At 47.4% G+C, this 24,303-nt stretch carries 23 protein-coding genes, 2 pseudogenes and 1 other annotated feature; of the genes and pseudogenes, 21 read left to right on the forward strand and 4 right to left on the reverse strand.

Annotated elements, in window-relative coordinates; genetic code table 11:
* The first annotated feature begins 4 nt into the window (after positions 1-4).
* From KJS69_RS08620 to KJS69_RS08690, 17 genes and pseudogenes are all read left to right on the forward strand, one after another.
* The gene (locus KJS69_RS08620) at positions 5-562 is read left to right on the forward strand and encodes a TlpA family protein disulfide reductase (protein ID WP_213583322.1); all 558 of its coding nucleotides are present in this window, start codon (positions 5-7) and stop codon (positions 560-562) included.
* 17 nt (positions 563-579) lie between these two features.
* Entirely contained in the window at positions 580-1,230 is a 651-nt protein-coding gene (locus KJS69_RS08625) for a thioredoxin family protein (protein WP_213583323.1), read from the forward strand.
* A gap of 251 nt (positions 1,231-1,481) precedes the next feature.
* Positions 1,482-2,126, forward strand: a complete 645-nt coding sequence (locus KJS69_RS08630; RefSeq protein ID WP_213583324.1) for a class I SAM-dependent methyltransferase — start codon at positions 1,482-1,484, stop codon at positions 2,124-2,126.
* Between the two features lie 188 nt (positions 2,127-2,314).
* Positions 2,315-2,443: pseudogene (locus KJS69_RS29940) on the forward strand (helix-turn-helix domain-containing protein); the annotation flags it as partial.
* Positions 2,444-2,452: 9 nt separating this feature from the next.
* On the forward strand, positions 2,453-2,794 hold the full coding sequence (locus tag KJS69_RS08635; RefSeq protein ID WP_249730435.1) for a hypothetical protein: 342 nt from the start codon (positions 2,453-2,455) through the stop codon (positions 2,792-2,794).
* A gap of 622 nt (positions 2,795-3,416) precedes the next feature.
* Positions 3,417-3,947, forward strand: a complete 531-nt coding sequence (locus KJS69_RS08640) for a helix-turn-helix domain-containing protein (protein ID WP_213583325.1) — start codon at positions 3,417-3,419, stop codon at positions 3,945-3,947.
* A gap of 35 nt (positions 3,948-3,982) precedes the next feature.
* The gene (locus KJS69_RS08645; protein WP_213583326.1) at positions 3,983-4,330 is read left to right on the forward strand and encodes a PH domain-containing protein; all 348 of its coding nucleotides are present in this window, start codon (positions 3,983-3,985) and stop codon (positions 4,328-4,330) included.
* A 185-nt stretch (positions 4,331-4,515) separates the two neighbouring features.
* Entirely contained in the window at positions 4,516-5,088 is a 573-nt protein-coding gene (locus KJS69_RS08650; protein ID WP_213583327.1) for a TetR/AcrR family transcriptional regulator, read from the forward strand.
* A gap of 165 nt (positions 5,089-5,253) precedes the next feature.
* The gene (locus tag KJS69_RS08655; protein ID WP_213583328.1) at positions 5,254-5,664 is read left to right on the forward strand and encodes a DUF4064 domain-containing protein; all 411 of its coding nucleotides are present in this window, start codon (positions 5,254-5,256) and stop codon (positions 5,662-5,664) included.
* Between the two features lie 106 nt (positions 5,665-5,770).
* Positions 5,771-5,942, forward strand: a pseudogene (locus KJS69_RS29635) (response regulator); the annotation flags it as partial.
* Between the two features lie 88 nt (positions 5,943-6,030).
* Positions 6,031-6,453, forward strand: coding sequence for a VOC family protein (locus KJS69_RS08660; protein ID WP_213583624.1), 423 nt, complete (start codon positions 6,031-6,033; stop codon positions 6,451-6,453).
* A 37-nt stretch (positions 6,454-6,490) separates the two neighbouring features.
* A complete protein-coding gene (locus KJS69_RS08665; protein WP_213583329.1) occupies positions 6,491-6,979 on the forward strand; it encodes a GNAT family N-acetyltransferase in 489 nt (162 codons plus the stop codon).
* 30 nt (positions 6,980-7,009) lie between these two features.
* Positions 7,010-7,591 carry an MIP/aquaporin family protein gene (locus KJS69_RS08670; RefSeq protein WP_213583330.1) on the forward strand — a complete coding sequence of 194 codons (582 nt, stop codon included), beginning with the start codon at positions 7,010-7,012 and terminating at the stop codon, positions 7,589-7,591.
* 65 nt (positions 7,592-7,656) lie between these two features.
* Positions 7,657-7,885: a binding site (T-box leader), on the forward strand.
* Positions 7,886-7,979: 94 nt separating this feature from the next.
* Positions 7,980-9,530, forward strand: coding sequence for a 2-isopropylmalate synthase (locus tag KJS69_RS08675; RefSeq protein WP_213583331.1), 1,551 nt, complete (start codon positions 7,980-7,982; stop codon positions 9,528-9,530).
* Between the two features lie 206 nt (positions 9,531-9,736).
* Positions 9,737-13,144, forward strand: a complete 3,408-nt coding sequence (locus KJS69_RS08680) for an ATP-binding protein (RefSeq protein ID WP_213583332.1) — start codon at positions 9,737-9,739, stop codon at positions 13,142-13,144.
* Between the two features lie 53 nt (positions 13,145-13,197).
* A complete protein-coding gene (locus KJS69_RS08685) occupies positions 13,198-15,195 on the forward strand; it encodes an S-layer homology domain-containing protein (RefSeq protein ID WP_213583333.1) in 1,998 nt (665 codons plus the stop codon).
* An 80-nt stretch (positions 15,196-15,275) separates the two neighbouring features.
* Entirely contained in the window at positions 15,276-16,049 is a 774-nt protein-coding gene (locus KJS69_RS08690; RefSeq protein WP_213583334.1) for a stalk domain-containing protein, read from the forward strand.
* 219 nt (positions 16,050-16,268) lie between these two features.
* Here KJS69_RS08690 and KJS69_RS08695 read toward each other — a convergent pair whose 3' ends face one another.
* The 3 genes from KJS69_RS08695 to KJS69_RS08705 all read right to left on the reverse strand — a co-directional run bounded on the left by KJS69_RS08695 (position 16,269) and on the right by KJS69_RS08705 (position 19,153).
* Positions 16,269-17,471 carry an MFS transporter gene (locus KJS69_RS08695; protein ID WP_213583335.1) on the reverse strand — a complete coding sequence of 401 codons (1,203 nt, stop codon included), beginning with the start codon at positions 17,469-17,471 and terminating at the stop codon, positions 16,269-16,271.
* Between the two features lie 27 nt (positions 17,472-17,498).
* Positions 17,499-18,083: a TetR/AcrR family transcriptional regulator gene (locus KJS69_RS08700; RefSeq protein WP_213583336.1), complete on the reverse strand. Its 585-nt coding sequence runs from the start codon at positions 18,081-18,083 to the stop codon at positions 17,499-17,501.
* Positions 18,084-18,250: 167 nt separating this feature from the next.
* Positions 18,251-19,153 carry a LysR family transcriptional regulator gene (locus KJS69_RS08705; RefSeq protein WP_213583337.1) on the reverse strand — a complete coding sequence of 301 codons (903 nt, stop codon included), beginning with the start codon at positions 19,151-19,153 and terminating at the stop codon, positions 18,251-18,253.
* Between the two features lie 336 nt (positions 19,154-19,489).
* Between KJS69_RS08705 and KJS69_RS08710 the strand changes: the two genes are divergently transcribed.
* From KJS69_RS08710 to KJS69_RS08725, 4 genes are all read left to right on the forward strand, one after another.
* Positions 19,490-20,527 carry a sugar phosphate isomerase/epimerase family protein gene (locus KJS69_RS08710; protein WP_213583338.1) on the forward strand — a complete coding sequence of 346 codons (1,038 nt, stop codon included), beginning with the start codon at positions 19,490-19,492 and terminating at the stop codon, positions 20,525-20,527.
* 248 nt (positions 20,528-20,775) lie between these two features.
* Complete coding sequence (locus tag KJS69_RS08715; protein WP_213583339.1) at positions 20,776-21,588, forward strand: PIG-L deacetylase family protein; 813 nt, start codon at positions 20,776-20,778, stop codon at positions 21,586-21,588.
* Between the two features lie 383 nt (positions 21,589-21,971).
* Positions 21,972-22,454, forward strand: a complete 483-nt coding sequence (locus KJS69_RS08720; protein ID WP_213583625.1) for a nucleoside deaminase — start codon at positions 21,972-21,974, stop codon at positions 22,452-22,454.
* A gap of 28 nt (positions 22,455-22,482) precedes the next feature.
* Complete coding sequence (locus KJS69_RS08725; RefSeq protein WP_213583340.1) at positions 22,483-22,650, forward strand: ankyrin repeat domain-containing protein; 168 nt, start codon at positions 22,483-22,485, stop codon at positions 22,648-22,650.
* A 128-nt stretch (positions 22,651-22,778) separates the two neighbouring features.
* Here KJS69_RS08725 and wsfD read toward each other — a convergent pair whose 3' ends face one another.
* Entirely contained in the window at positions 22,779-24,206 is a 1,428-nt protein-coding gene (wsfD, locus tag KJS69_RS08730; RefSeq protein ID WP_213583341.1) for a glycan biosynthesis hexose transferase WsfD, read from the reverse strand.
* Positions 24,207-24,303 lie beyond the last annotated feature (97 nt).

Consider the following 24,303-nt stretch of genomic DNA (forward strand, 5'->3'; position numbering starts at 1 on the left):
ATGGATGAAAAAAAACATCGTCGCTATCCTTGTTTTGCTTGGACTCGTTGCCTACGGGGCGTATGATTATTTAAAGGAATCTCCTGCGGAGACGGGACAAGCAGCGGGAACATGGGATGAGACCTTGCCGGTCGGGCTAGAAAAAGGCCAGCGAGCGCCAAACTTTACACTGACGGATCTGGAAGGGAATGCGGTTCAACTTTCAGATTTTGCAGGCAAGACGGTCATGGTTAATTTTTGGGCGACATGGTGCCCGCCGTGCCGGGTGGAAATGCCGCATATGCAAAAGTTTTATGAGGATTATAAAGCCAAAGACGTTGTTATTTTGGGCGTGAATATGACCGCTTCCGAGCAGCGCGTGGATAACGTAGAAGCTTTTGTGAAGGATGAAGAGCTTACCTTCCCTATTGTTCTCGACGAGAAAGGAGAGGTGATGAAAGTTTATCAGGTGATTGCCTACCCTACAACGTACTTGCTGGATTCCAGCGGTAAGATCAGGGAAAAATTTGTGGGTGCCATTAATTATGACATCATGAAAGAAGCGGTCAAAAAAATAAAATGAACAAAGGAGCGAGCTATATGAGTGAAAGGATAAAAAAATTGCTGCTGTTTACACTGTCGGCTTGCCCCATGGGCCGTTCGATGAATACGGTCCTGGGAGAAGTGCTGGCCAGTAAGCAGGACTTGGCCTACGAAATCGTCTACGTGGATGTGGATCATGAAACGACTAACCATTATCGCGTCAAAACGAATCCGACCACACTGTTCCTGGATTGGAACGGAAAGGAATTGTATCGCCTGGAGCAATTCCGGGAGACCTCAGAAGTAATGGGCTTGTTCGAGCAGATCGAGGAAGAGGGGCTGCGCTCGGACGAGCCGCGGGAAGAGAATGAGGCAACGAATGAGAGCTATACTGTTTATTTATATGACAGGGGCCAGGCGGTCCCGGTAAAGACAGAATCAATCAATCGGACCTCTGTAAAAGCTCCAAGAATTAGCACGATTAAACAACTGCTGCGCACCCGGCCGGAAGGGCTGGACAATCCGTTTCCAGCGGATGCTTCGCTTGAGCAAGTTTCGTTCCATATCGATTCTGGCATCGTCACCCTCCGCTCAAGCTCTGCACCGAACGATCAGGAAAACAGGCAGATGGAGGCTTTGCTCGCTCTAACATTGGCCCCTTACGGCATCCATGAGATCAAATTGGAATGGGTGGAGAATAGTCGTTAGCCAACGTGTAGTAGTAACTATTTTATTATCGATTGGTTATTCCACATGTCACTGAGTTTATCAATCTACATATACTATATAAATAGATTTAAGATTTCATAGATCATGGGGTGGAGAAAAAAAATGCTTCCGGGGCAAATTATGGCTATGTATTCCTACCATCCGAAGACCTATTAAATCAAAGGAAGCTATCGTAACAAAAGCATACACGGACAAAGTGCATATGTAAATTATCTGAAAGGATGATTTCTATGAGGGAGGAAGAAATAAGTAGAATTTGGAGAGCGGAATTACGATTACCTGTTGGTTTAACAAAAAAACAGATTTTAAGATTTTGGGCTGCGGAAGATAAACCTTATACCGTAAGGGTAGAAGCAGTAAAAGAGTATGGAAAAAAATTCAATACCCATTGTTTAATTGAAACTGGTACTTATCGCGGCGATATGATTCGGGCGACGGTAAACGATTTTGATAAAATTATATCTATAGAGTTAGATGAGCTTTTATACGAAAAGGCAAAATCAAAATTTTCCCAGGAGCCTCGCATTACTATAGTTCATGGCGATAGTGGTAAAGTGCTGCCCAAAATCCTCCAAACTATTACGGAGCCGTGTTTATTTTGGCTTGACGGGCATTATATTCCATTGACAACAAATACTGCAAGAGGAGACCGGGATACTCCTATTATGCAGGAATTAGAGCACATATTAAATCACCAGGTCAAGAATCATGTAATCCTTATTGATGATGCTCGGTGTTTTATCGGGCCCAATCCGGTCTTGCATGATTATCCTACCATTCAGAAGCTTCAAGATTTTATTATCAAACGACGTCCTGATCTAGTTTTTGAGGTAAGAGATGATATTATACGCATTCATCAAAAACGGTTTTCGTGAGATAAGATGGTTACCTATATGATAAATCATCATGACCCGTTCGGTCCGTTGCCGCTAACGAACTTAGCAATTGGATCGAAATTATTGACAGCGAACGATGAGTCTAAGTATTATTGATTAATAAATAAAGTAAGGGGGAATCTGTCATTTCTTCCAAAGATAAAGGCAGTCCGAACAGGAGCAGTCAGATTCTTGCGGCTGCTGTCGAGCTGTTTGCCGAGAAAGGCTATTATAAAACGACAACGGCTGACATCGCACGGGCTGTAGGGGTCACGCAGCCGTATCTGTTTCATTTTTTTAAATCGAAGGAAGCTCTCTACACGGAAGTGCTCAAGCGGTCGACCCAATTGGTGGTCAAGGCATTTGGACAGGTGAATGCTCCTCCGGAACAGCTTAATCAAGCAATGGGGAAAGTTTTTTTTGAACTGCTTACCGATCACCGCAACGAGATTCTGCTTACGATGATGGCCCACGCCATCCCTGAGCCTGCTATAAGAGAGGTGGTACGGGACGGCTTCGACCAAGTTTATGAGACCATTAAAGCTACATTCGAGCGGGCGGGTTTCAATAATGCCGAGCATGAAGCGAGTATTTTCCTTGGGCAGGGGTTGAATATTGCCCTCGCGGAATTGATAAATTTACCGAAGCTGATCTCCTGGGATTGTTAGGCAGCCGGCTTATGTCCTCAGGTATATCGAATCCGCTTGAAAAAAATCACTGCTCACATTTTCGTAACCTTTTTGTTGAACAATTCGATGTCCGTATACACAATCTTTACTTTTGTTTTCTGATTTCGAGCTTCTCTCGACACAAGCATTCACTCCATAAAAAATGATCATGGTCATAAATGACTATGGTCATTTTTTATATTTCATGCCCTGATTGCAGAACTCATTAAATCGGGGATAACAACAATCACGATCGATCGACTTGTAGAGGACCGAATACGTTTACGGGGAGCTACTCCCAGTTTTAAGGGGAATAATGGTTTTACGGCTTCTATTTGCGTTGCGAAGAATGATGTTATTATGTGTTCAGTATGAACACACCGTTGCGATTACAGAAGAAGGTCCTCAAATCCTCACTGTACTTTGATAATGCGTTACAACAGGTTGTTTTTATTGATATTTTATGGCATTGAAACTACGTTTCTACGAATGCAATAATGTTGAAAGAGGAGAGGTGCAAATATGAATAAGGATTCTACGGTTACATAACACTTGTGTAAAATAGAAAAATAATGTATTATCATTTTAAATAATGATAATGTGTTGAATAGAGGAATGGAAAATGAAAAAAATCGATTTGCTTCTTCATCCTATACGAATGCGGATTATACAAAAGTTATTGCAAGGCAAGCCTCTGACGATCGCACAGCTTGCCGAGACACTGGGCGATATCCCTCAAGCAACTTTATATCGCCATATGAGACTATTGCTTGAGGGGAATCATGTGGAGGTAGTCGATACCCAAAAAGTTTCAGGGACGGAAGAACGAATATTTTCGGTTAAGAAAGAGACGTTGGAGATGATTCCAGAAAGCGAAGTGGAAGTTACTTCAAAGGAGGACCATCTTCATTATTTTTCGGTATTTCATACGAATCTTCTTCAGCAGGCGACCTCTTACCTGATGGAAGCATCACCCAGCCAGTATAAACAAGAGGGCTTTGGCTATTGGCAAACCATACTGCATTTAACGGATGAAGAATTCCAAGAGCTGGCTATGACTATCAATGCTTGTGTTGAAAAAGCTTTAGACAATGAAAAGACACCCGAGCGCACCTCAAGGATTTTTGCCGGCATGTTTATTCCGCAAAAGTAACCGAACCGTAAACTTCAAAAAGGAGAGGATATGAGATGAGTATTCAAATGATTTTAAGTGACCGTGATATAACCCTTAAGCTTTCGGGCTGGACAGCAGTGGCTTGTTTGAGAGGGGAGGTAAAGATTCCTTATTCTTCCATCGAGAAAGTACAGGCAGGAAATTTTGAGTTTCCGTGGAGTGCTGTCAAACGAACGGGTATATCTTTCCCAAACTACAAAGCGGGGTCCTTCCTGATTCAAGGTGCCAAATATTTTCTATCCTATCATGATCCCGATAAGGTAGTTATCCTAGATTTAAAAGGGTGTGAATTTGACAAGGTGGTCATGGAAAGTGAAGCTCCAGAACAGCTAGCAGATCATATTTTGCAGCATTGTCCTTAATGTAAATAAGAGGATTAGGCAATGATTAGGAATATACTCTTTCGGGCAATGAATATACGGGAAATCCGAGTTCACGGACGGCCTATACAGAAGGCTGTTATCTGCTGAAAACTTGACAAAAAGATGTAGCGATGTTTTAATATGAATGAATTAAAAAAAATTCATTCAATAGAGGTAGCTAACTGATGGATAAAAAGGCGGAAATCTTTAATTGTGGCAGAGAACTATTCCTCTCCAAAGGCTTCAAGGACACAAATATTTCGGAAATTACAAAAATGGCGGGGATCGCGGTAGGGACTTTTTATAACTACTATTCCTCGAAAGAGAAATTGTTCTTTGAGATTTATATTAAAGAAAACGAGAAATTTAAAAAGCGTATCTTCGAATCCATTGACATGGATCAAGATCCCGTAACCATTGTGAGAAAATTAGTGGGACAGAACATCAGTGCTATGAACTCAAATCCCATACTTAAAGAATGGTATAACCGGGATCTATTCCGGGAGTTGGAACACTACTATGCAGAAGGCAAAGAGAATGATGATTCCATTCGCAGCTTATATACTGGATTATTAAAAAAATGGAAGGCGGAAGGCAAAATAAGAGACGATATAGATGATGAACTTTTGCCCGCCTTTTTCGACTCGTTAGCCTATATTGATTCGCATAAGGAAGAAATTGGAATTCGCCATTTTCCACAGTTGAACCAATATTTGGCGGAGTTTATTATGAAGGGCCTGACAGATTTCCAAAAATAGGATGAATTCAGGCAGTTTTTTTGCCTCGAATTGAATGAATATAAAAATATTCATTCAATAAAAAGGAGGTGATTCACCAAGTGAAATCTCATAAGGCATTCGCTCATCTAAAGAGGGGATAGATTGATCGGAAAGATATGTAAATATTATATTGGAGGTTTAAACATGAAACGAACAGGGGAAATCGTATTAAGCATCATTGGAGCCGTATCGAGTGTTATCATGATTGTGACCGGCTTGGTTTTCTTATACCGCAAAGATAGTGAAGATTACTTGAGCTATTTACATGCCAATTGGAGTGAAAGCGAAGTAGCTGCTTCGCTCGATCAAATGAACCAAGCGGGAACTTTGTGGGTTCTCCCCGGAATAATCGGCGCTGCGCTAGGTATTACTGCAATTATTTTGTTGAAAGGCAACGGTAGCCCGAAGCTCGCGGGATGGATACTTATTATTGTGTCGGTGGTGGCTTGTATTATTTCAGTGTTCGGATTCATTCCCGCCATGTTCTTTGTGATAGCAGGAATTATGGCATGGGTAAGAAAGCCGGATGTAAGAAAGAAACAAGCCATTAGGTAAGACACAAAATGATTACCCCCCCTTCATTTGAATCTTCTGCCGCGAGAAAATTTCATTTGAATTGTATTATCAAAACGGTATCCGTTTGTTATAAAATGATAAAACGATCGCCTCCGGTCTGGAATATTCGCTGCAACAGGTACTGTTCTTTGCCATGATGTCGCATCGGCCAAAAAGGTGTTGGCTGAAGACATAGATCAATTCGCTTTATGTTTGTTTTATCGCTTCCGGATGGAAGCGGCTATGAATTGTGCAGAATGATAAAAGAGCGAAGAGATAGGTATCTTGGTTACAATTGTTGCAGACCTAAATATGAGATCCTCTACTTGAAAATATTAATAAGCGATAGAAGGAGGAAAATGAATGATGAAACCTCGTATTTCTGTACTCACCTTGGGTGTGGACGATTTGGAAAGATCATTAATATTCTATCGGGATGGTTTGGGCTTGCCTACACAGGGGATAGTGGGCAGGGAGTTTGAACATGGAGCGGTCGCTTTCTTCGACCTGCAGGCAGGTGTTAAACTGGCGATATGGAATCGGCGCGATCTCGCTCATGAGGCCAAGGTCCCTCTGACATCGCCGAGTTCTACCGAAATGACCATCGGCCATAACGTAGGCAGCAAGGTAGAAGTAGATAAAATTATGGAACAAGCCCGAAAAGCAGGAGCCATCATTACGGACCCCGCGCATGATACATTTTGGGGAGGATATTCCGGACACTTCCAGGATCCCGATGGTCATTTATGGGAAGTGGTCTGGAACCCGGCGTGGGAGTTGAACGATTGATTTATCCGATCTTTTCATATAGAGGGAGATAAAGATTATGAACATTTCGAAACAACGCGGACAAAATCATGTACGGCCTTACCGGCTTGAAGATCGGGAAGCATGTCTGACTCTGTTTGAGAGTAATGTACCAAAATATTTTGCATCTGAGGAACGCAAAGATTTTATTTCGTATCTGGATGATTTGAAGGGGCCGTATTTCGTCATGGAGGATGAGAAAGGCGCGATTGTCGCTTGCGGCGGCTACGCGGTCAATAAAGAAGACCGCACGGCTGCTGTTCTCTGCTGGGGGATGGTCCGTCGCGACCTTCATCGCTGCGGGCTGGGTCAGCAGCTTCTTGCCGAGCGATTGAAGCGAATCGCGGCGGAACCGCAATTTTCCATCGTGACCATTGATACGTCGCAGTACAGCCGCGGCTTTTTTGAACGTTTCGGGTTCGTTGCAAAGCGGGTTTGCACGGATGGTTTTGCTCCGGGTTTGGACCTTGTTGAAATGCAACTTGATCTCCCCCAGCTAAACTTATAGGATTCAATGTGACCTGGAGCTGTTCATTTTTTGTTTAGGCTGCCCTTGTATTCTAAGTTAGGTTCAAGTTTACAAGGGGAGGAGGAAAGAGATTCCGGATGCCATATTAATCCGGCGGTTTCGCTGGCGATGTACATACGCCGGAAAATGCCGGGAAGGGAATTCATTGGTTATGTGATTGCTCAGACAGCCGGCGCCGTAACAGGTTCGGCGCTGCTATACGCGATTATCCGTTCAACAGGCCAGTCCGTCACCGGCTTAGGGCAGAACGGATTCGGCGCAGGATACGGAATAGGAATAAACGCTACAATGGCCTTTATTGTGGAAATCGTATTGACTTTCATCTTCATTTACGCCATTCTGGGTGTCACCTCTGATTCCGCCAACAGCCATGTAGCGGGGCTTGTTATCGGCTTGTCGCTGGTGCTTGTTCACATTCTGGGCATCGGCCTTACCGGCACGTCCGTTAATCCAGCGAGAAGCTTCGGACCGGCCATCTTGATGGGAGGAAAAGCTTTAACGGATGTATGGGTATTTATTGCGGCTCCCCTTATCGGGGCGGTACTGGCTGCTATCGCATATCGGCAGTTGAATGTTAGCAAAGAGGCATAATTTTTTTTGCCCGAACAATTGACAAAGAAAATCGAATATCCTATAATAACCACTAACTTAAGAATCTAAATGTTGCGATTAGAAATAGTAGAGGTGAAATGACCTTTCAGAGAGCCGTTGGTTGGTGCAAAACGGCAGCGTCGATCACTTTGAACTCGTCTATGAACAGCTGCCCGATAATGTAGGGTAAGACGGACTTCCCCCGTTACAGGGATAGATGGTGATCGCCATCGAATGAGATCATTTCACAGGAAATGAATTAGAGTGGTACCGCGGGTTAACCTCGTCTCTATACGTAGAGACGGGGTTTTTGTGTTGATTAAAGTCCGGGTTTAATCAACCCCGCTTGACATATAGATATTCCCAAATGGTTTAGGAGGAAATAGAGATGAACCGTAATATTATTGTTCTGGACACGACATTGCGTGATGGTGAACAAGTGCCGGGCGCCAAACTGAATGTGCATCAAAAAGTCGAGTTCGCTCAGCAATTGAAGCGGCTTAATGTAGATATCATTGAAGCAGGTTTTCCGGCTTCGTCCACCGGTGATTTTGAAGCGGTCCGGGAAATTGTCCGAACCGTCGGCGACACCGTATCGATTACCGCTCTGGCACGGGCGGTCAAGACCGATATTGACGCCGTGTACGAGAGTATCAGGCTTGCGCAGAATCCGTTCATTCATATCGTGCTGGGCACCTCGAACATCCATTTGGACAAAAAGTTTAACCGTTCTAAAGATGCCGTGTTGCAGATGGGGGTCGATGCGGTCAAGTATGCCAAAACTTTACTGCCCGAAGTGCAGTACTCCACGGAGGATGCATCGAGATCGGAATTTGAATATTTGTGGAAAACGATCGAAGCTGTAGTCAAAGCCGGGGCCACCATTATTAACGTCCCCGATACGGTGGGCTATGCCGTCCCGGAGGAATTCGGCGATCTGATCCACAAAATTAACGAGCGATTAAAGAATTTGAACGATAAGGTGATTCTGAGCGTTCATTGCCACAACGACCTGGGATTGGCGACAGCCAATACGCTCAGTGCGATCTATAACGGAGCTGACAAAGTCGAATGCACCATCAACGGCTTGGGTGAACGGGCAGGCAACACTTCTTTGGAAGAGGTTGTCATGGGGCTCAAGGTGAGGGAAAACCATTATCGTTGCTCCACCCAAATTCAGACGAAAGAGCTTCTCAGAACGTCCAGACTGCTGACCCATTTGACAGGACTCGATGTGCAGGTGAACAAAGCGATTACGGGCGAGAACGCTTTTGCACATTCCTCCGGCATTCATCAGGATGGGCTGCTGAAGGATCGGCAGGTCTATGAAATCATGTCGCCCGAAGAGGTCGGAGCGGAAAGTATGGAATTGATTCTGACGGCCCGTTCCGGACGCCATGCCTTCAAAAATGCCGTAGAGAAAATGGGCTTTGACACGAGCGATGCCGAGGACTTCGAGCTGCTGTTCGCCAAATTTCTTACCCTGGCCGATGCCAAGAAAGAAGTCTATGATCACGACGTGTTTTACCTGGTGACCCATCACCGCACTCTGGATGAAAACAGAAGCCATCTGTATGAGCTGGAGTCCTTTCAAGTGGTGACCAACGATCTGTACCCTACCGCAACCGCCAAATTGAAGAAGGGCTCCGAGACTTTCAAAGGCAGCGCGGTTGGCGACGGTCCGATCGATGCCCTGTACAGCGTCCTCAAGACATTGACGGGGCTGGAGGTGCAGCTGAAGGATTACAAAATAAACAGCCTGTCCCGAGGAAAGGAAGCCGTCGGCCGGGTCAACATCCGTATCGAATATCAAGGCAAAATCTACTCCGGACGCGCTATGGACACGGATATCATTAAGGCCAGCGCAATAGCGTTCCTGAACGGAATTAATGCCGCTTTACTGGATGCAGGCCAGGACACCGAGAATTCACAAAACTAACCCCGGTTTACCGCCGGACTGATCATCCCGTCAGCCGCCTGGGCACTACCTTTTGGGGTCAATCGGAAAGAGTCGCTTCGGCGGCTCTTTTTTGTGGGGATGTGGAGACGCGAGAAGCGGCGGGATATCTTGACCAGTTGAAGCGCTGCAGGGACAAGTGCCAAGCCTTGGTGATTTTATATATTGACAGGTTGAAGGCATGGATTATGATAAAGTTAACGGATGGAAAACAATTCATAACCACGTCCGGTATGGACTGGGGGGCGGTTACTTTGGCCGGTTGCAGCTTTCAGTTATTTGGCGGTTGGAAACTATGCTTCGAAGACGGGGCCGTCGCAGAAATTCCCGGCGGCAAGATCAGGCTGCTGCTGGCCTATTTGCTGCTGGCTTACGGTATGCCGCGAAGCAGGAGGCAGATCGCGTTTGATTTCTGGCCTGATTCTACCGAGAAACAGTCCCTCTCCAATTTGCGGAAGCTTATTCATGATCTTAGGGCGTGCGTTCCCCAAATTGATCGGTATGTTAAGATAACCCCTTCCTATATGCAATGGAATCATGAACGGCCTTGCTATTCGGATGTGCGTGAATTTGAGCTGGCGGCACAAGGCCAAACCCTCTTCGAACTTCGGAAGGCGGAAGCGTTGTACCAGGGAGAATTGCTGCCCGGATTGTACGCGGATTGGCTCTATGCACAACGTGAGCGATTGGCGCAGACGTATTTGCAGGTGCTTGAAAGGTTAATTTCGATTTTGGAAGGTCAAAGAGAGTATTCGCCAGCGATATTTTTTGCCAACAAGCTGCTTGCTCAAGATAATTTAAAAGAAGAAACTTATCGCGCTTTGATGCGATTGTATGCAGCGAACAAAAATATGGCAGGCGTCGCACAAACTTACGAGCGTTTGCGAACCGTTCTGCAAGAGGAGTTTGGCATAAATCCGGCGGAAGAGACGCGGCTGCTGCTTCAAAGGCTCATGCAGCAAAATGACGATCATTCGTCCGGCATCAATAGCCAAACGCCGTTTTTCGGAAGAATCATCGAGTGGGAAACGATGCTCGGCGTTTGGAAGCGGGCCATGTCGGGTACGGGGGCGATGATCGTCTTGCGGGGAGAAGCAGGGATCGGCAAAACAAGACTGGCCCATGAATTTAAAGAATGGGCGGGCAGCCAAGGGAGCCAGACCGCTGCCGCGAGCTGCTATCCATTCTCAGGTTCGCTGTCATATAATCCGGTCATAGCCTGGCTCAGAAGCCTTCCCGTACCGCAGTTAAATCCGGTATGGCTGTCGGAATTAACCCGCTTGCTGCCGGAATTGCGCGAACGTTATCCGGAATTGCCCGAGCCGGCCCCCGTTCAGGAAAACTGGCAGTTTAACAGATGGTATGAGTCGATTGAACGGATGCTGATGGCGAAGCAGCCGCTGCTGTTACTTCTTGACGATATACAATGGTGTGACAGAGAAACGCTGCAATTCGTTTCTTATTTGCTTAGAACCGATTCCGGGGTAAGAGCGCTCCTGATTGCGACGATGAGAACAGACGATTACGTCCATGATGCTATCGGGCATTTTTTGTCCGGACTTCGAATCGAACGGAAACTGGTGGAAATCGAACTCGCACCCATCAGCAAAGAAGATACGAGACAACTCATGGCCGCGACAGTCGGAGAGGCGCTTGCCAACCGTCATTCGTCCGTTCTGTATGAGGAAACGACTGGCAATCCGTTATTTATTGTGGAGACCTTGCGGGAATGGCAGACAGGCACCGAGAAGCGCGATTTTCGCCTTGCGCCGTTGGCGGTCACCATCCTCGAAGGCCGGTTAAGCAGGCTTTCCAAAGAACATCAACAGCTTGTAACGGCTATAGCCGCTGTCGGAAGACCGGTGTCCATTGAATTTATGGCAGTCGTCATAAATGCGACGGAAGAAACGGTTCTCGAAAGAATGGAGCAGCTGGCAAGGAGGAAGGTGGTTCAGGAACACGGAAGCGGGTCGTATGATTTCACCCACGACATCATTAGGGAAAACGCTTACAAATCGATGAGCTTCAACAGGCGCCGCCAGCTCCACAAGCAAATCGCGTGCGCGTTAATCGCCGCCCATCGGCAGCACGAGGCGATTGCTGCGGAAATCTCTTTTCATTTCGAGCTTGCCGGCTTGGAGCAGGAAGCCATTCCTTACTATGAGATGGCCGCGGCAGCGGCGGAGAAGCTGTTCGCACATGAAACGACGATCAAGTATTACCGGAAGCTTTGCACCCTCCTGCCTTCCGAACGATCCTTGGCGATTTTGATGAAATTGGGCGAAGCCTTGATCATGTCGGGCGATCCGAACGAAGCGGAGAATATCTACAGGCACTGGCTTGAACGAACCGGATCTCACGTTTCGCTTGGAGAACGTTCCTTCTGCGAGGTTGCCCTCGGCAATTGTCTGCGCATTCTGGGAAAATACGAAGAAGCACGGCATTATGTGGAACGGGCGCTGCGTTATTTTGAACTGATGGACGATGAGGACGGACTCAGCATCGGTTACGGAACTCTTGGCCTTTTGCATTATTACACAGGCAATTTTGATCTGGCTATTCATTTTTTGACGGAGAGAATGAAATTGCCCGCTTCGGGGAATCGCATGCGGGAGGATTGCCGGTTTTTCGGTATTATAGGCGCCTTGCTCTATGACCAATGCGAGTACGACCAAGCTATTCATTGGCTGAAGAAAAAAGCCAAGCTCGCCATGGCCTGTCAAAACAAGCCCTTCGTTGGGCAAGCGATGGGTTTATTGGGGCTCGTCTATATGGACATGGATCAAATGGATCGGGCATTCGATCACATTATTGAAAAAATGGAAATCAGCCACTCCATCGGCGATCGGATCGGTTTTGCCTTCGCGCTTGGGATGCTGGGAAGATATTATTTGTTGTGCGGATGCTGCGAGCAAGCGGCGGAATGCTTCTCCTTCTGCCTGGAGGAATCCGTTATTGTCAAGGATTGGCGCATTGCGGCCATCATGCTCGGTATCGAAGGTTACAACTTGTTCATACAAGAGCGGTACGAGGAAGCCGGCTTATGGATCGATCGCTCGATTCGGCTCTGCACACAATTGCACATTCCCTTTTTCGAATGCGATGCCCTTTATTACTTGAGCCTGCTGAGACAGCGCCAACATCAATACGAAGACGCGCTGAAAGCAGCGGAAGCGTCGTTGGAGATCGCAAGCCGGCTCAAGCGGAGAGACATGCATTACAGGATCCTGGTGCATTTGTTGCATGTCAAGGCAGATTTAGGCCTGCTCCATCCGGCTGAAGCAGCGGAGAACCTGCAAGCGTTACAGCAACAAGCCCCCCGCCAACAGGAACAGGCTGCGATTGGCTATGCCCTGTGGAAGCTGAACCCGGAATCGGCGGAGCATCGAACGGCCGCTCTTCTATTGAATGAAGTACTTTACCGGAATTCGGGCAAGGAAGAATATTTCGTGCGCTTATGCGAGCTGACTGATGAGGAAATAGCCGCCATAGCACCGCGCCCGATGCCGAGCTTGTCCGAGGCTGCGCAAAATAAGAGGCTCTCTGCGCAAGTTTTCGCTGAAATCGATCGATACTTGATTAACCTGGCCAATTGAAGCGTTTTTGAAGCGTCCCCTCCTTTAAAATGAATCCGAAGGAGGGATTTTTTATGCATTCTAAAAAACGCAACATAATGGCAATTTTCCTGACGGCTGCCATAACGCTGTCTGTTCTGCCGCCCGCCTTGGCTGCAGCGGAGCCGCCGTCGGATTTCAATGGGGCGGAGCTGGATCTGAACAAGGGGTTGGACTTCAAACTGAACGATATTATCAAATACATTCCAATCGCTCAAGGGTATCCCAAAGGGAAGGTTAGATGGGAACGTAAATTGAATGGCACGGTATCTGCCGGGCCCGTCATCGGGACGGGCGGGACGATTTACTTGGGAACGGAAAATAAAAAGCTGTATGCGATTGAGGCGGACGGAACGGTGAAGTGGGAAATCGGATTGAGCGATTCGCCGAACCGACTTGCCGTTGGGCCTGAAGAGATGATCTATGTGGCGGCTGACCCTAATATAAGCAACGAGATTTATGCATTCGATGCAAGCGGGAATAAGCTGTGGGAATTCACCAGAGGAGGACCCGAGGTCAAAATATATTTTGACAGCCCTTATTCATCTCCGGCTATCGATGCGAACGGGGTGGTCATCATCGGCGGTGCCAACGAAAGGAAGCTGTATGCGATTGAATCGGATGGGGTGAAAAAGTGGGAAATCGCTACCGGCGGGGTTCCCGGTTCTCCGGGAATCGGGAAAGACGGGACGGTCTATGTCGGAGACACCAACGGGGTTCTGTATGCCTTCACGCCTAAGGGTGCAAGAAAATGGACCTTTTCTGTGGACAGAACCATTTATGGCGCACCTGCGGTTGCGGCCGACGGTACGATTTATGCGACATCCTATCGCCATGGTCTATACGCTTTAGCCCCAGATGGAAGCCTGAAATGGAGCTTCGAGGGCTACTCTTTCCCGCGCACCTCTCCAGCCGTCGGAGCAGACGGTGCCGTCTATATCGGGACGGCAGCGGAGCTTCTTGCCTTCAATCCGGACGGAACGGTCAAATGGAGGCTGAATACCGGAGATACTGTACGTACGAACCCGCTAATCGGAGCCGATGGCACCATCTATGCCGGAACCGATAAAGCGCTGTACGCGGTAGGTGCTGATGGGAACGTAAAATGGGAATTCGCTGCGTCCGGAATCGGTAGAACCAACCACGTAATCGGAACCGATGGCACTGTCTATGCTGCCTCTTATTCCTCCTTGCACGCGCTCGGCACCGTCGCCGCAAGCAGCATCAGCTTGAACAAAAGTATGCTGAATCTTCAAGAGGGGAGCGGCGATAAGGTGACGGCAACGGTGAATCCCGAGGAAGCAACAAATAAACGGGTGAAATGGGAGAGCAGCGACAATTCGGTTGCGGCGGTGGACAGTATGGGGAACGTTATCGGGGTCGCACCGGGTACGGCAAAAATTACCGCGATTGCCGAAGACGGAGGATTCATCGCCGAATGCGTCGTCACGGTTACTCCAGCCCCAAGGCCGGCACCGTTGCCAACTCCCGTACCGGCACTGCCCTTCTCCGATATTGAGGAGCATTGGGCGCAGGCCAACATCGTCAAAGCTGCCGGACTATATATCGCGAACGGTTATCCGGACGGGACGTTCCGGCCGGATGGCGACATTACCCGCGCTGAATTTTGCGTCCTGCTGATGAACGGGATGAAGCCGGAAGCGGAAGGAGCGGGGCTTACTTTTGCCGATCGGAACCATATTGGAGAATGGGCGGTAAAGGCGGTCTCGCAGGCCGTTCAGCTTGGAATTGTCAACGGCTATCCGGATGGCACGTTCCAGCCTGATGCGAATATTACACACGCAGAAATGATCGCTATGGTCGTCAGAGCATCCGGCCAGGCTGCTGAGGAACAGGAGCAAACCGGCTTTGCCGACGATGCCGACATCCCTGCCTGGGCGAAAGCCGCCGCCGCTCTTGCGAGGCAATCCGGCATCGCCGATTTCATGCGTAACAACCGTATGGAGCCGAATGCCAAGTCAACCAGAGCGGAAGCGGTGACGGCGATCTTGAACATGCTGGACAAGAAATGAGGTGAAACGCTTTTGAAGCGCTCCCTTCACTAGAATGGATCTATGAAGTTGTACATTCTATTGTGGAAGGGTGGATACATTTGAAGAAGAACGTTAGGAAGTTAAAAATGATGAAGATCGCGCTTCTGGCCGCTGTTATTATTGCGAGCTCGTTCGGATCCGCATATGCGGCGGTTAACCTGGAACCGATCAACGCTTTTTTTAACCGGGGCGTGTCATTTGTACTGAAAGGGGAGCTATGGCAGCCCAGGAACGAGGAAGGACAGCCGTTGACGGCGATTTATTATAACGGAAACAACTATTTGCCGGTTCGCGCCATAGCGGAAGCGTTGAAAATAGCGGTCGATTACGATGGCGATACTCAGACGATTTACATTGGAGAAAAGCTCGGGGCAAAGCTGCCGATTTTTGCGGCTCCGATGGAGATTGACAACATCTACGTGACGCGCTCCAAGGATCGGAAGGAAACGTTGGTCAAAGAGAAGCAGTACTCTGAAGTGTTGAAGATCGACCAATATGGGGACATTTATTTTACACTCGACCGCAAATACAAACGGCTCGTCTTAAATGCGGCTGTCATAAGCCCGGGTGAAGAAAAGGTGGAATTTTCCCTTTATAATGCGGGGGATATGGTTGGCAACACAGCCGACACTGTTCTCGAAAAGCATGTCATCAGCCCGGAAGACGATGTGGAGCAGCTGATCTTTAATGTAGAAGGTTTGGAAAAAATCAAAATCCATGTGCAAAGCCCCAATTTAAACCCTTATATCTATGCCAGGATTGTCGATACTTCCTATTTTGACAACGAAGCTTCCGCCGCCAATGACAGCTCTACGGATACCATCATCAAATAAGGAACGTTTTCTAACATTCTTGATCGAGGCTGTCCTGTGAGGAATGAGCGAGGGTTAGTGGGAACGTGACCGCTAACCTTCTTTTTGCTGAATTATTAACAAGGCCCTGCACGTAATATACCCGGATCCACAAGCCAGATTAAAGGAACAGATCTTCTGCAATTTGCAGGACGCCGAAGGAATATGATGGTTCCATACGGCGTCCCAAGCTGTTGTAAATTATTCAGACAAGCTTTCTCCTAACGGCTTTTCCTTCCACATCACTGTAATACCGAGGCCAATGACCAAAATGACGGCAGCGGAAAGATAAGGATAATGGATATTTAGGTCAAATAACACTCCACTCATCGCTGGACCGGCGATATTCCCTAAGCTCGTATACGTTGAGTTCATTCCGGCCACAAATCCTTGTTCTTTGCCGGCAGTCTTGGATAAAAATGTCGTCAACGCCGGACGAAGCAAGTCAAACGCAAGGAAGATAAAGCAGGTTACCGCCAGAACTGCCAAAAAGCTGGAGATCACGGTAGACGCCACCGCCAATATGGCGCTTGTAATTAAACATAATTGGATCAATTTCTTTTCACCCAAAACATCAACCATTCTTCCAAACATAAAGATTTGTACCACAACGCCGAAGATGGAGCTGATCGTAATAATGACTGCAATGTCTTTGGGCGTGAAGCCGAATTTATGATCGGAAAATAGGCTAAAAACCGTTTCGTAGGCTGATAAACCGAAAGCGAGTACGAATACAATGATAAATGCAATAAGGTAACGCGGGTTGAGCGATCTTCTTAAATCTTTTATAAAGCTTGTACGCTTGGTAAGGGCGGAAATTTCTGCAAGCTGCTCCTTGGTTAGCGGCTCTTTTAAAATAAATATAGATGAAATGCAGGCTACAAAGGCAATGGCGGCCGCAAAGAAGAAGGGCACGCGTATGCCATACTCAGCGAGAAATCCGCCGATTCCAGGTCCTATAATAAAGCCGGTGCTGATCGCGGCAGAAATATAGCCCATCGCTTTGGGCCGCTCCTGGATGGATGTAATATCCGCAACATATGCAGTAACAGCCGGCATTATGAAGGCGGCGCTAATTCCCCCCAGAACCCTGGATAGATAAAGCATCGAAACATTCGTTCCCAACCCAAAAATAAGTTCCGAGAGGCCAAAAAGGACCAGCCCTAAGGTGATCATTTTCTTTCTGCCGTATAGGTCCACCCAACGTCCCGCGAACGGCGACATCAACAGTTGTGCCACCGCAAATACGGCAACAAGATAGCCCATCGTCTTTCCCGGTAAATGCATAATATTCATAAAAGACGGCATGACCGGGATGACGAGGCCAATCCCTAGAAAGGCAATGAATATATTGCTTAGAAGAATGATTAGTACCGCTTTTTGTTCTTTTATTGTTTTTTTCATGTGTCAACACTTTCTCTCTCTATAAGATCATGGGTCTGAAATCCCTCTCCAGAATACGGCCCAAGAGGCTTCCAATTTATCCTTCAGCCGTCTTTCATCATTGCCGCCGTATACAAGCTCCAGCATGATGGAATCGACTACTCCCAAGAAGGCGAGGGTCGGTATTTTGGCTGCATCTCCGAAGATGGCTTTAGCATCGATCCAATCCTGAAATTGGCTTTCCAATTCCTCCTGCACCTTCTCTTCGATCTCGATGACTTCCTTTTCGATGGCGTTGACAAGGTGGGCCGGCGGAAAAAAGGACATACGCAGCCAAAACTTTAACTGCTCATTTTTTTGAAAAAGATCGATGATCAATTGTAAAAATCCGTATAAATCTTTTTCGGGATTTCGCGAATCAAGTGTACTGAAATATTGAAGTTTTGAAGATAGCTCGGTCTCTTTCGCATCACGTAACACTTGCAGAAAGAGATCATCCTTCCCTTTAAAATGGGCGTAAATAGATTGCTTTTTCATGCCGACCTCTTCAGCGATTTGGGCAAGAGAAGCTCCTTCATAACCATGGATTGTAAAATACTTTAAAGCAGCGTCCTTAATATCATTGCTTTTCATAATATCACCTCAACTTTAACGAACGTTCGTCAGCTATCATAGCAAAATAAAAAAAGATAAGCAAGCCGAAAATCATGAGATCCGGGCCCTGCTTCCCATGCTGCAAAACTAGCGAGGCCATCGGTTCAAGCTGCTGGAGCCCGGTGATTGACCGAGCTCTCTTGGCGTTATGACGTGTATTGTTGCCTGTGGCTTCCTTCTTCTATGAATAAATCGACAAAGTTTTGTGCAACTTTGGATAAGCAATGATTCTTCAGCCATATTAATCCGACTGGGGCAGACATCTCGGCAGAACCGGATATTTTGTGAGCATGGATAGAATACCCTTTATGCCGTTTGAGCATCGTTTCTGGAACGATCGACCCGCAAAAGCCAGATGAAATTAAATCCATCAAAAGCGTAATGTCGGAACATTCGCCTACAATGTTGGGATGCAGATGGAAACGGGAAAATGCCTCCGAAATCAAATAATGCACTCCTAATCCCTGAGTACTCGGCAAAATGAGCGGATGGTCTTGAATGTCCGCAAGAGACACTTCATGGCCGAACAGTTTCTGTTTATTGGAGGTAACCAAGTATAAAGGTTCGGTATAAAGGTGAAGAACTGTAAAATCATCCAACTCAAGCGGCAATCGAATGATCGCCAGCTCGATTGTCCGGTCTTTCACTAATTTACAAAGATGAGCGGACTCATTTTGCTGAATTTTATACGTCACCTTAGGGTATTGTTTCTGAAATCGATGAAGAATTTCGGGCAACTCGGCCACCGAAAATGTATTAACGCCTATCGATAATCTGCCGTTCACTCCATTTCCAACTTCCTTAACTTCCATTTTGGCTTCTTCCATTAACTGATTCATTTGCAAAGCATATTTATACAAGGCTTTTCCTGCTTCCGTTACTTCTAAATGTTTTCCGCTTCTCTCCACTAATTTGGAGCCGAGCTCCTCTTCCATTGCTTTTAATTGTTGACTTAATGGCGGTTGGGAGAGATGGAGTCTTTTGGCAGCAGCTGAAATTTTCCTTTCCTCCACAATCGCGATAAAATATCGCAGTTGTCTGATATCCATCGTCGGGAGCACTCCTTTTTCACTATATCAAAAAATTAAGTGAAATTTATTTTTTTAATATTTTCCATATAGTTATTCCCATGTTAGCATAATTGTACAAGGGGAAAAAGGAATGGGGGATCATGGAGATATCGTCACAGATGCCGCCAATCCCTGCTGTAACGGTAAGAGGAAAATATGGTTTGAACAAGAGTTGGGTTTTAGCTGCCCACTGCGCAAGCTCTCGTTGTATCCGCTAATGTAAAAATAATATTATCCAAGGAATCATGCTTGGCTCTGTCAAAGAATAAGTAATCAGGAACACCAATAATTGTAAAAAAAGGTGGTGGGTGAGTCGTGAAGCTTGGGATCGATATGCATCATGGATTTTTGCAGGAGGAATTGCCTGTGGAGAAAGCATTGGAGAAGGCAAAGGAATCAGGCTTCGATGGCGTTTATTACAAGCTGCCGATATGCGTCTCCATGCAGCTCGATCGAAACGAATTAAAAGCAGCGGTCGATTGTGCACGGGATCTGGGCCTTTACATGGATTTCGGAATCGGGCGCGTCAATCCTTTCAACACGAGTGAAGCACCGGAAGCGTGGGCCATTGGCGGCGGAGACTACAAGCGTGCCGTTGAAAAGATGCTGGAGGCTGCCGCATTCATGGGCTCAAAGGAACTGATCGGGGTGACGGCCGGCTGGAAAGGACATCATACAGGCTATCATGTGTACGATCGTTTTCGGACAGACGTGACCTGGGAGGAGCAATTGCGGGCTACGGCCAACTTCCTGAAGTCTCTGGCACCAGCCCTCAGAGATACGGGAACGCGCATAAATATTGAAACGCATGAGGAGATAACGTCATTTGAAATTCTACGTCTGATAGAAGAGGTTGGGGATGATGTGCTAGGCGTGGCGTTCGATACGGCGAATGTAGTTTCCCGCGCGGAAGACCCTGTAAGCGTCGCCCGTCGGACGGCTCCTTATGTGCACCAGATGCATGCCAAGGACTGCATGTTGTATTTCTCAGAGACGGGGCTGGTTCGTCAGGTGAAGCCTGCGGGCGAGGGATTTATAGATTTCCGCGAAATTTTCTCGATCCTTGCCCCTCATCAGCCGGATCTGCATGTTCAAATTGAAGATCACAAAGGTCTGATGGATTTAGATCTGTACGTAAAGGAATGGAGAGATAGCCATCCCGACCTGACTGTCGAAGAGATGGCCCAATTGATGAAATACGCTTGGCAATGCCAGCAGCGAATCGCGTCAGGACAATTGCCCGATCCGCAGGAATACGAGCTTCCTCCTTATGCAGCGCAGCGCGATCAGCGCCTGCGGCAAGCGACAACTCATTTGGCCGGCGTGCTCAGGGATTTGGGATTGAGGGCATGAAGAGAAGCTAAAGACGCCTGCGCAGTCGGATTCGAGGGCAATGATGATGTCATCAATAAAAATGGAGAAGCGGTTTGCGAAGGAGATTCCTGATAAGCAATGAATGATTGCCGGAAGTCGTTATTTATGGAAGAAGTCTCCGGCCACTGGAGCGAGTGTATACATCCGCAGTTGGCATATAGCAACGCTTTAAAACGCTTCATGTGTAATTGCAATAATCTCATAATGAACGATGGAGGAGGTTTCATATGACAAACATACTGAACATATTAGTCATTGCTGCTCACCCGGATGAGCCTGAGGAATATGCCGGCGGTACGGCCGCCTTATTTGCCGAGCTTGGACACCGGGTAAAGTTTTTGACGCTGACGAACGGCGATATCGGCCACTATGATTACAAAGGTCCTGAACTTGCGAAACGCAGACACCAAGAAGCGCTTGCAGCCGCCGAGCGGCTTGGCGTTCAAGAGTATACCATCTGGGATATTTCGGATGGCTGGCTTGTGCCCAGCCCCGAGAATCGGGATAAAGTGATCGAGCATATCCGCGAATGGGGGACGGACATCGTCATTACCTTCCACGGGAATGGCGGCGGTCATTTCGACAATCGCAATGCCGGAAGAATCGTGCGCGAAGCCGCAGATTATGTAGCTAGCGGAGCTTCATCTTTCGGAAAGCAGCCGCTGTTTCTGCTGATGCCGGACTTCTCGGCCCGCAGTATCTACAAGGCGGATATTGCCATCGACATTGCTTCAGTGCTGGAAAAGAAGCTGCTGGGTTGCGACGCCCATGCATCGCAGTTTTATGAGCTGGCTCCATGGCAGCAAAGAATGGATCATCTTGTGCCGGAAGGCTGGGAGCTGAGAAGAGCGTTTATTCTCAAATACTGGGGACAATTCTTCAATGTGTCCGAAGAGATGATTCCGGCATTGGAACGCTGGTACGGCAAGGACAAGAGCGCCGGCATTCAGTATGCGGAACCGTTCGAAATTGCAGACTATAACCTTCGCCAATGGAGCGAGGACGAGATCCGGGCGCTGCTTCCCATGCTGCAAAACTAATAGAGCAATCGGTTTAAACTGCTCGAAGCCCGGTGATTGGACCGGGCTCTCTTAGCATTATGGCGTATGTTGTTGCAATTGGGACAGAGATCTCGGCAGAACCCGATCTATTGTGAGCATGTATAGCATGCCCGTTATGCCGTGCTGAATTTTATAAGCCACCTTAGGCAAAGGGATACAAGGCTTTTCCTGCTTTCGTCACTTCTAAAATATTAACGATCAAATTATTGGAAATAGTAAGTACATAAATGGCCTAACGTCCATCAAAAGCCCTTCTCTATATATGTAAAACCTAAGTAAATCTTATTTTATATATATTTTTCGTTTGGTTAATTTCGTGTTAGCATATTTGTAAAAAGAAATAGATGCAGGAGGGTTAAATGATGATAAATGAAACAGATTTGAAGCATCTGCGACGCTGTATTGAACTTGCAAGGGCTGCTCTGGAGAGCGGCGACGAGCCATTCGGTTCAATCCTTGTCTCAGCGAGCGGAGACGTGCTTGCGGAAGATCACAACCATGTTGCCGGCGGCGATCATACCCAACATCCGGAATTTGCATTGGCGCGTTGGGCAGCCGGGAACATGACCGCTGAAGAAAGAGCCAAGGCGACAGTCTATACCTCGGGCGAACATTGCCCTATGTGCGCTGCGGCCCACGGCTGGGTTGGATTGGGTCGGATCGTTTATGCAAGTTCCTCCGAACAGCTGGTGCAATGGCTGAATGAAATGGGGGTTGCTGCATCGCGCGTTCGTAATCTTCCGATCCAGGATGTTATTCGCGATACTACAATAGACGGCCCTGTTCCGGAGCTCGCGGAGCAAGTTCACCAACTCCACCGTCAGTTTTATGCGATGAGACGGTGAGCACGCCTCGCTTGGCGACGGAGTTCGCTTGAACAACAAAGCAATTTCTGATCATCAGAAGATCGTGAATCTGTTGATCGAGCACGGGGCCGATGTGAATCTGGCCGATAAGAGTGGAATGACGCCTCTGCAGCATGCAACAAGCTGCGGCTATCGCGAAATGGCAGACACTTTGACGGACGCCGGAGGGAAATAATCATATGTCACATTAAAAAGATAGAGTCGGCAGTAGTTCTGCCTCTCCGTCACCCTGGGTGCCCGGAAGAGCCTGGCTTGCCGCGCTGCAGCTGCCTGATGCGGTTGCAGCGCGGGCAATCGCCAGTTCTAACTACTTTGCTTGCGGGCAACAAGCCATACGGATTTATGTGCGATCCAAACAAACATGGCAATAACCATCATGTCAAAGCTGACGTTGAACAAAAACAGGTGCTTCCCTATATCCGCCCGGCCGTCTCCAACAATCGGCACCATAAACGCGAAGATCCCAATCAGCCCCTGCAGCATTAACCATTCAACTTGGACTTTGCTTCTCCTGTCCTTGCTTCGCAGCCATTCGTAAACAGCTCCGCCGTAGTATACAAGATAGAAAAAGGCGAGGAACCCTATCGTATGCGGAAGATGATTGTTCTTGAATTCACTCCAGCCGCTGTAGGTGAAAGACAAGGCGTTCGGCGGCTTTCCCTCACTTTTTTCGTAGTTTCCGAGATAATAAGGCCGAATGGAGAAACTATTCTCTGCTGCATATTCCATATTCTTTATAAGCCGATCGGGATGTCTTAAATAGAAGAGCAGCACGTCCATATGCGAAACACGGTCGTAGAAATCGGGCCCAAGCGAAGGATCGGTCTGTGGAATCGCCGTTCCGGATTCAAAATAGTTGGTACCCGCCAGCACCTCCAGCCGCTGTGGCAGTCCCAACTCTTCAAGATCGGACTTCACATCGGGCGAATTGTAGAGCACTCCAAAAAAGAATGTCTGATACAAATTAATATGCTTCAATTCTTTCGGCGCAGTTACATAGAGAACAACCGAATTCAGCAGCAGAGCCGCCGATAGGCCGAAGGCAAGCCACTTCCACCTCTTATCGTGGCGTATAAAGGCAAAGCGCAAGAAGATGAGGGAGAATAACACTCCGATCGGCGCATTTTGGACTTTGGCATTGACCAAAAAGAAGATGGCAACAAACAACAGCACAAGGACTCGTCTGGTTGGATGATCTTGATTGAGCAGCGTGAGCCCGAGCGCAAAAACTAGCAGCATACTGATCATGGAAACGGGTTCGCCGAATAGGGAATTGAAATAGGCAAGATAACCGATATCAAAAAATACAAACAGGACAGCGACTCCCAGCAGAAGTCCAACAACAAGGGAACCGCGTCCGTTATGACGCACTAGAAGCCAGAGCGCCGTCAGCAAAAGTAATGCATAAAAGACACCCAGCAGCCTAATGTCGAAAAAGCCAGGGTGAACTATTTGCGAGATTAGCCTGAGAAGGAGCAGAAAGATAATTTGGGACGACGGATAAAAACCGGAGAAGGGAGTATCATAGGCAAAGCGTGAATGACTGTAGGCAAAAAAACGTTCCTCATACGATTCAAACGGATCGTAATAATTCAGCCCTACTGTATTTAATATCCGCAGAAAATCACCGTTATCGGCAACCCCCACAAAAGGCCGGGATAGTAACAATATAGCGGCAAGGATCGCGCCTGCAAGCACGATTACGTTTTCTGGATTAATCCATTTTCTCATAGGTCTCAGTGGTTTCTACCTCCAATTCCCCTGTTGTGAATGATCCATCCCCTTGCTTCAAGACGGAGAGGAACAACGGTTGTCTTATAAGTCAGGC

The organism is Paenibacillus sp. J2TS4, from assembly GCF_018403245.1.
Lineage (GTDB): Bacteria > Bacillota > Bacilli > Paenibacillales > NBRC-103111 > Paenibacillus_L.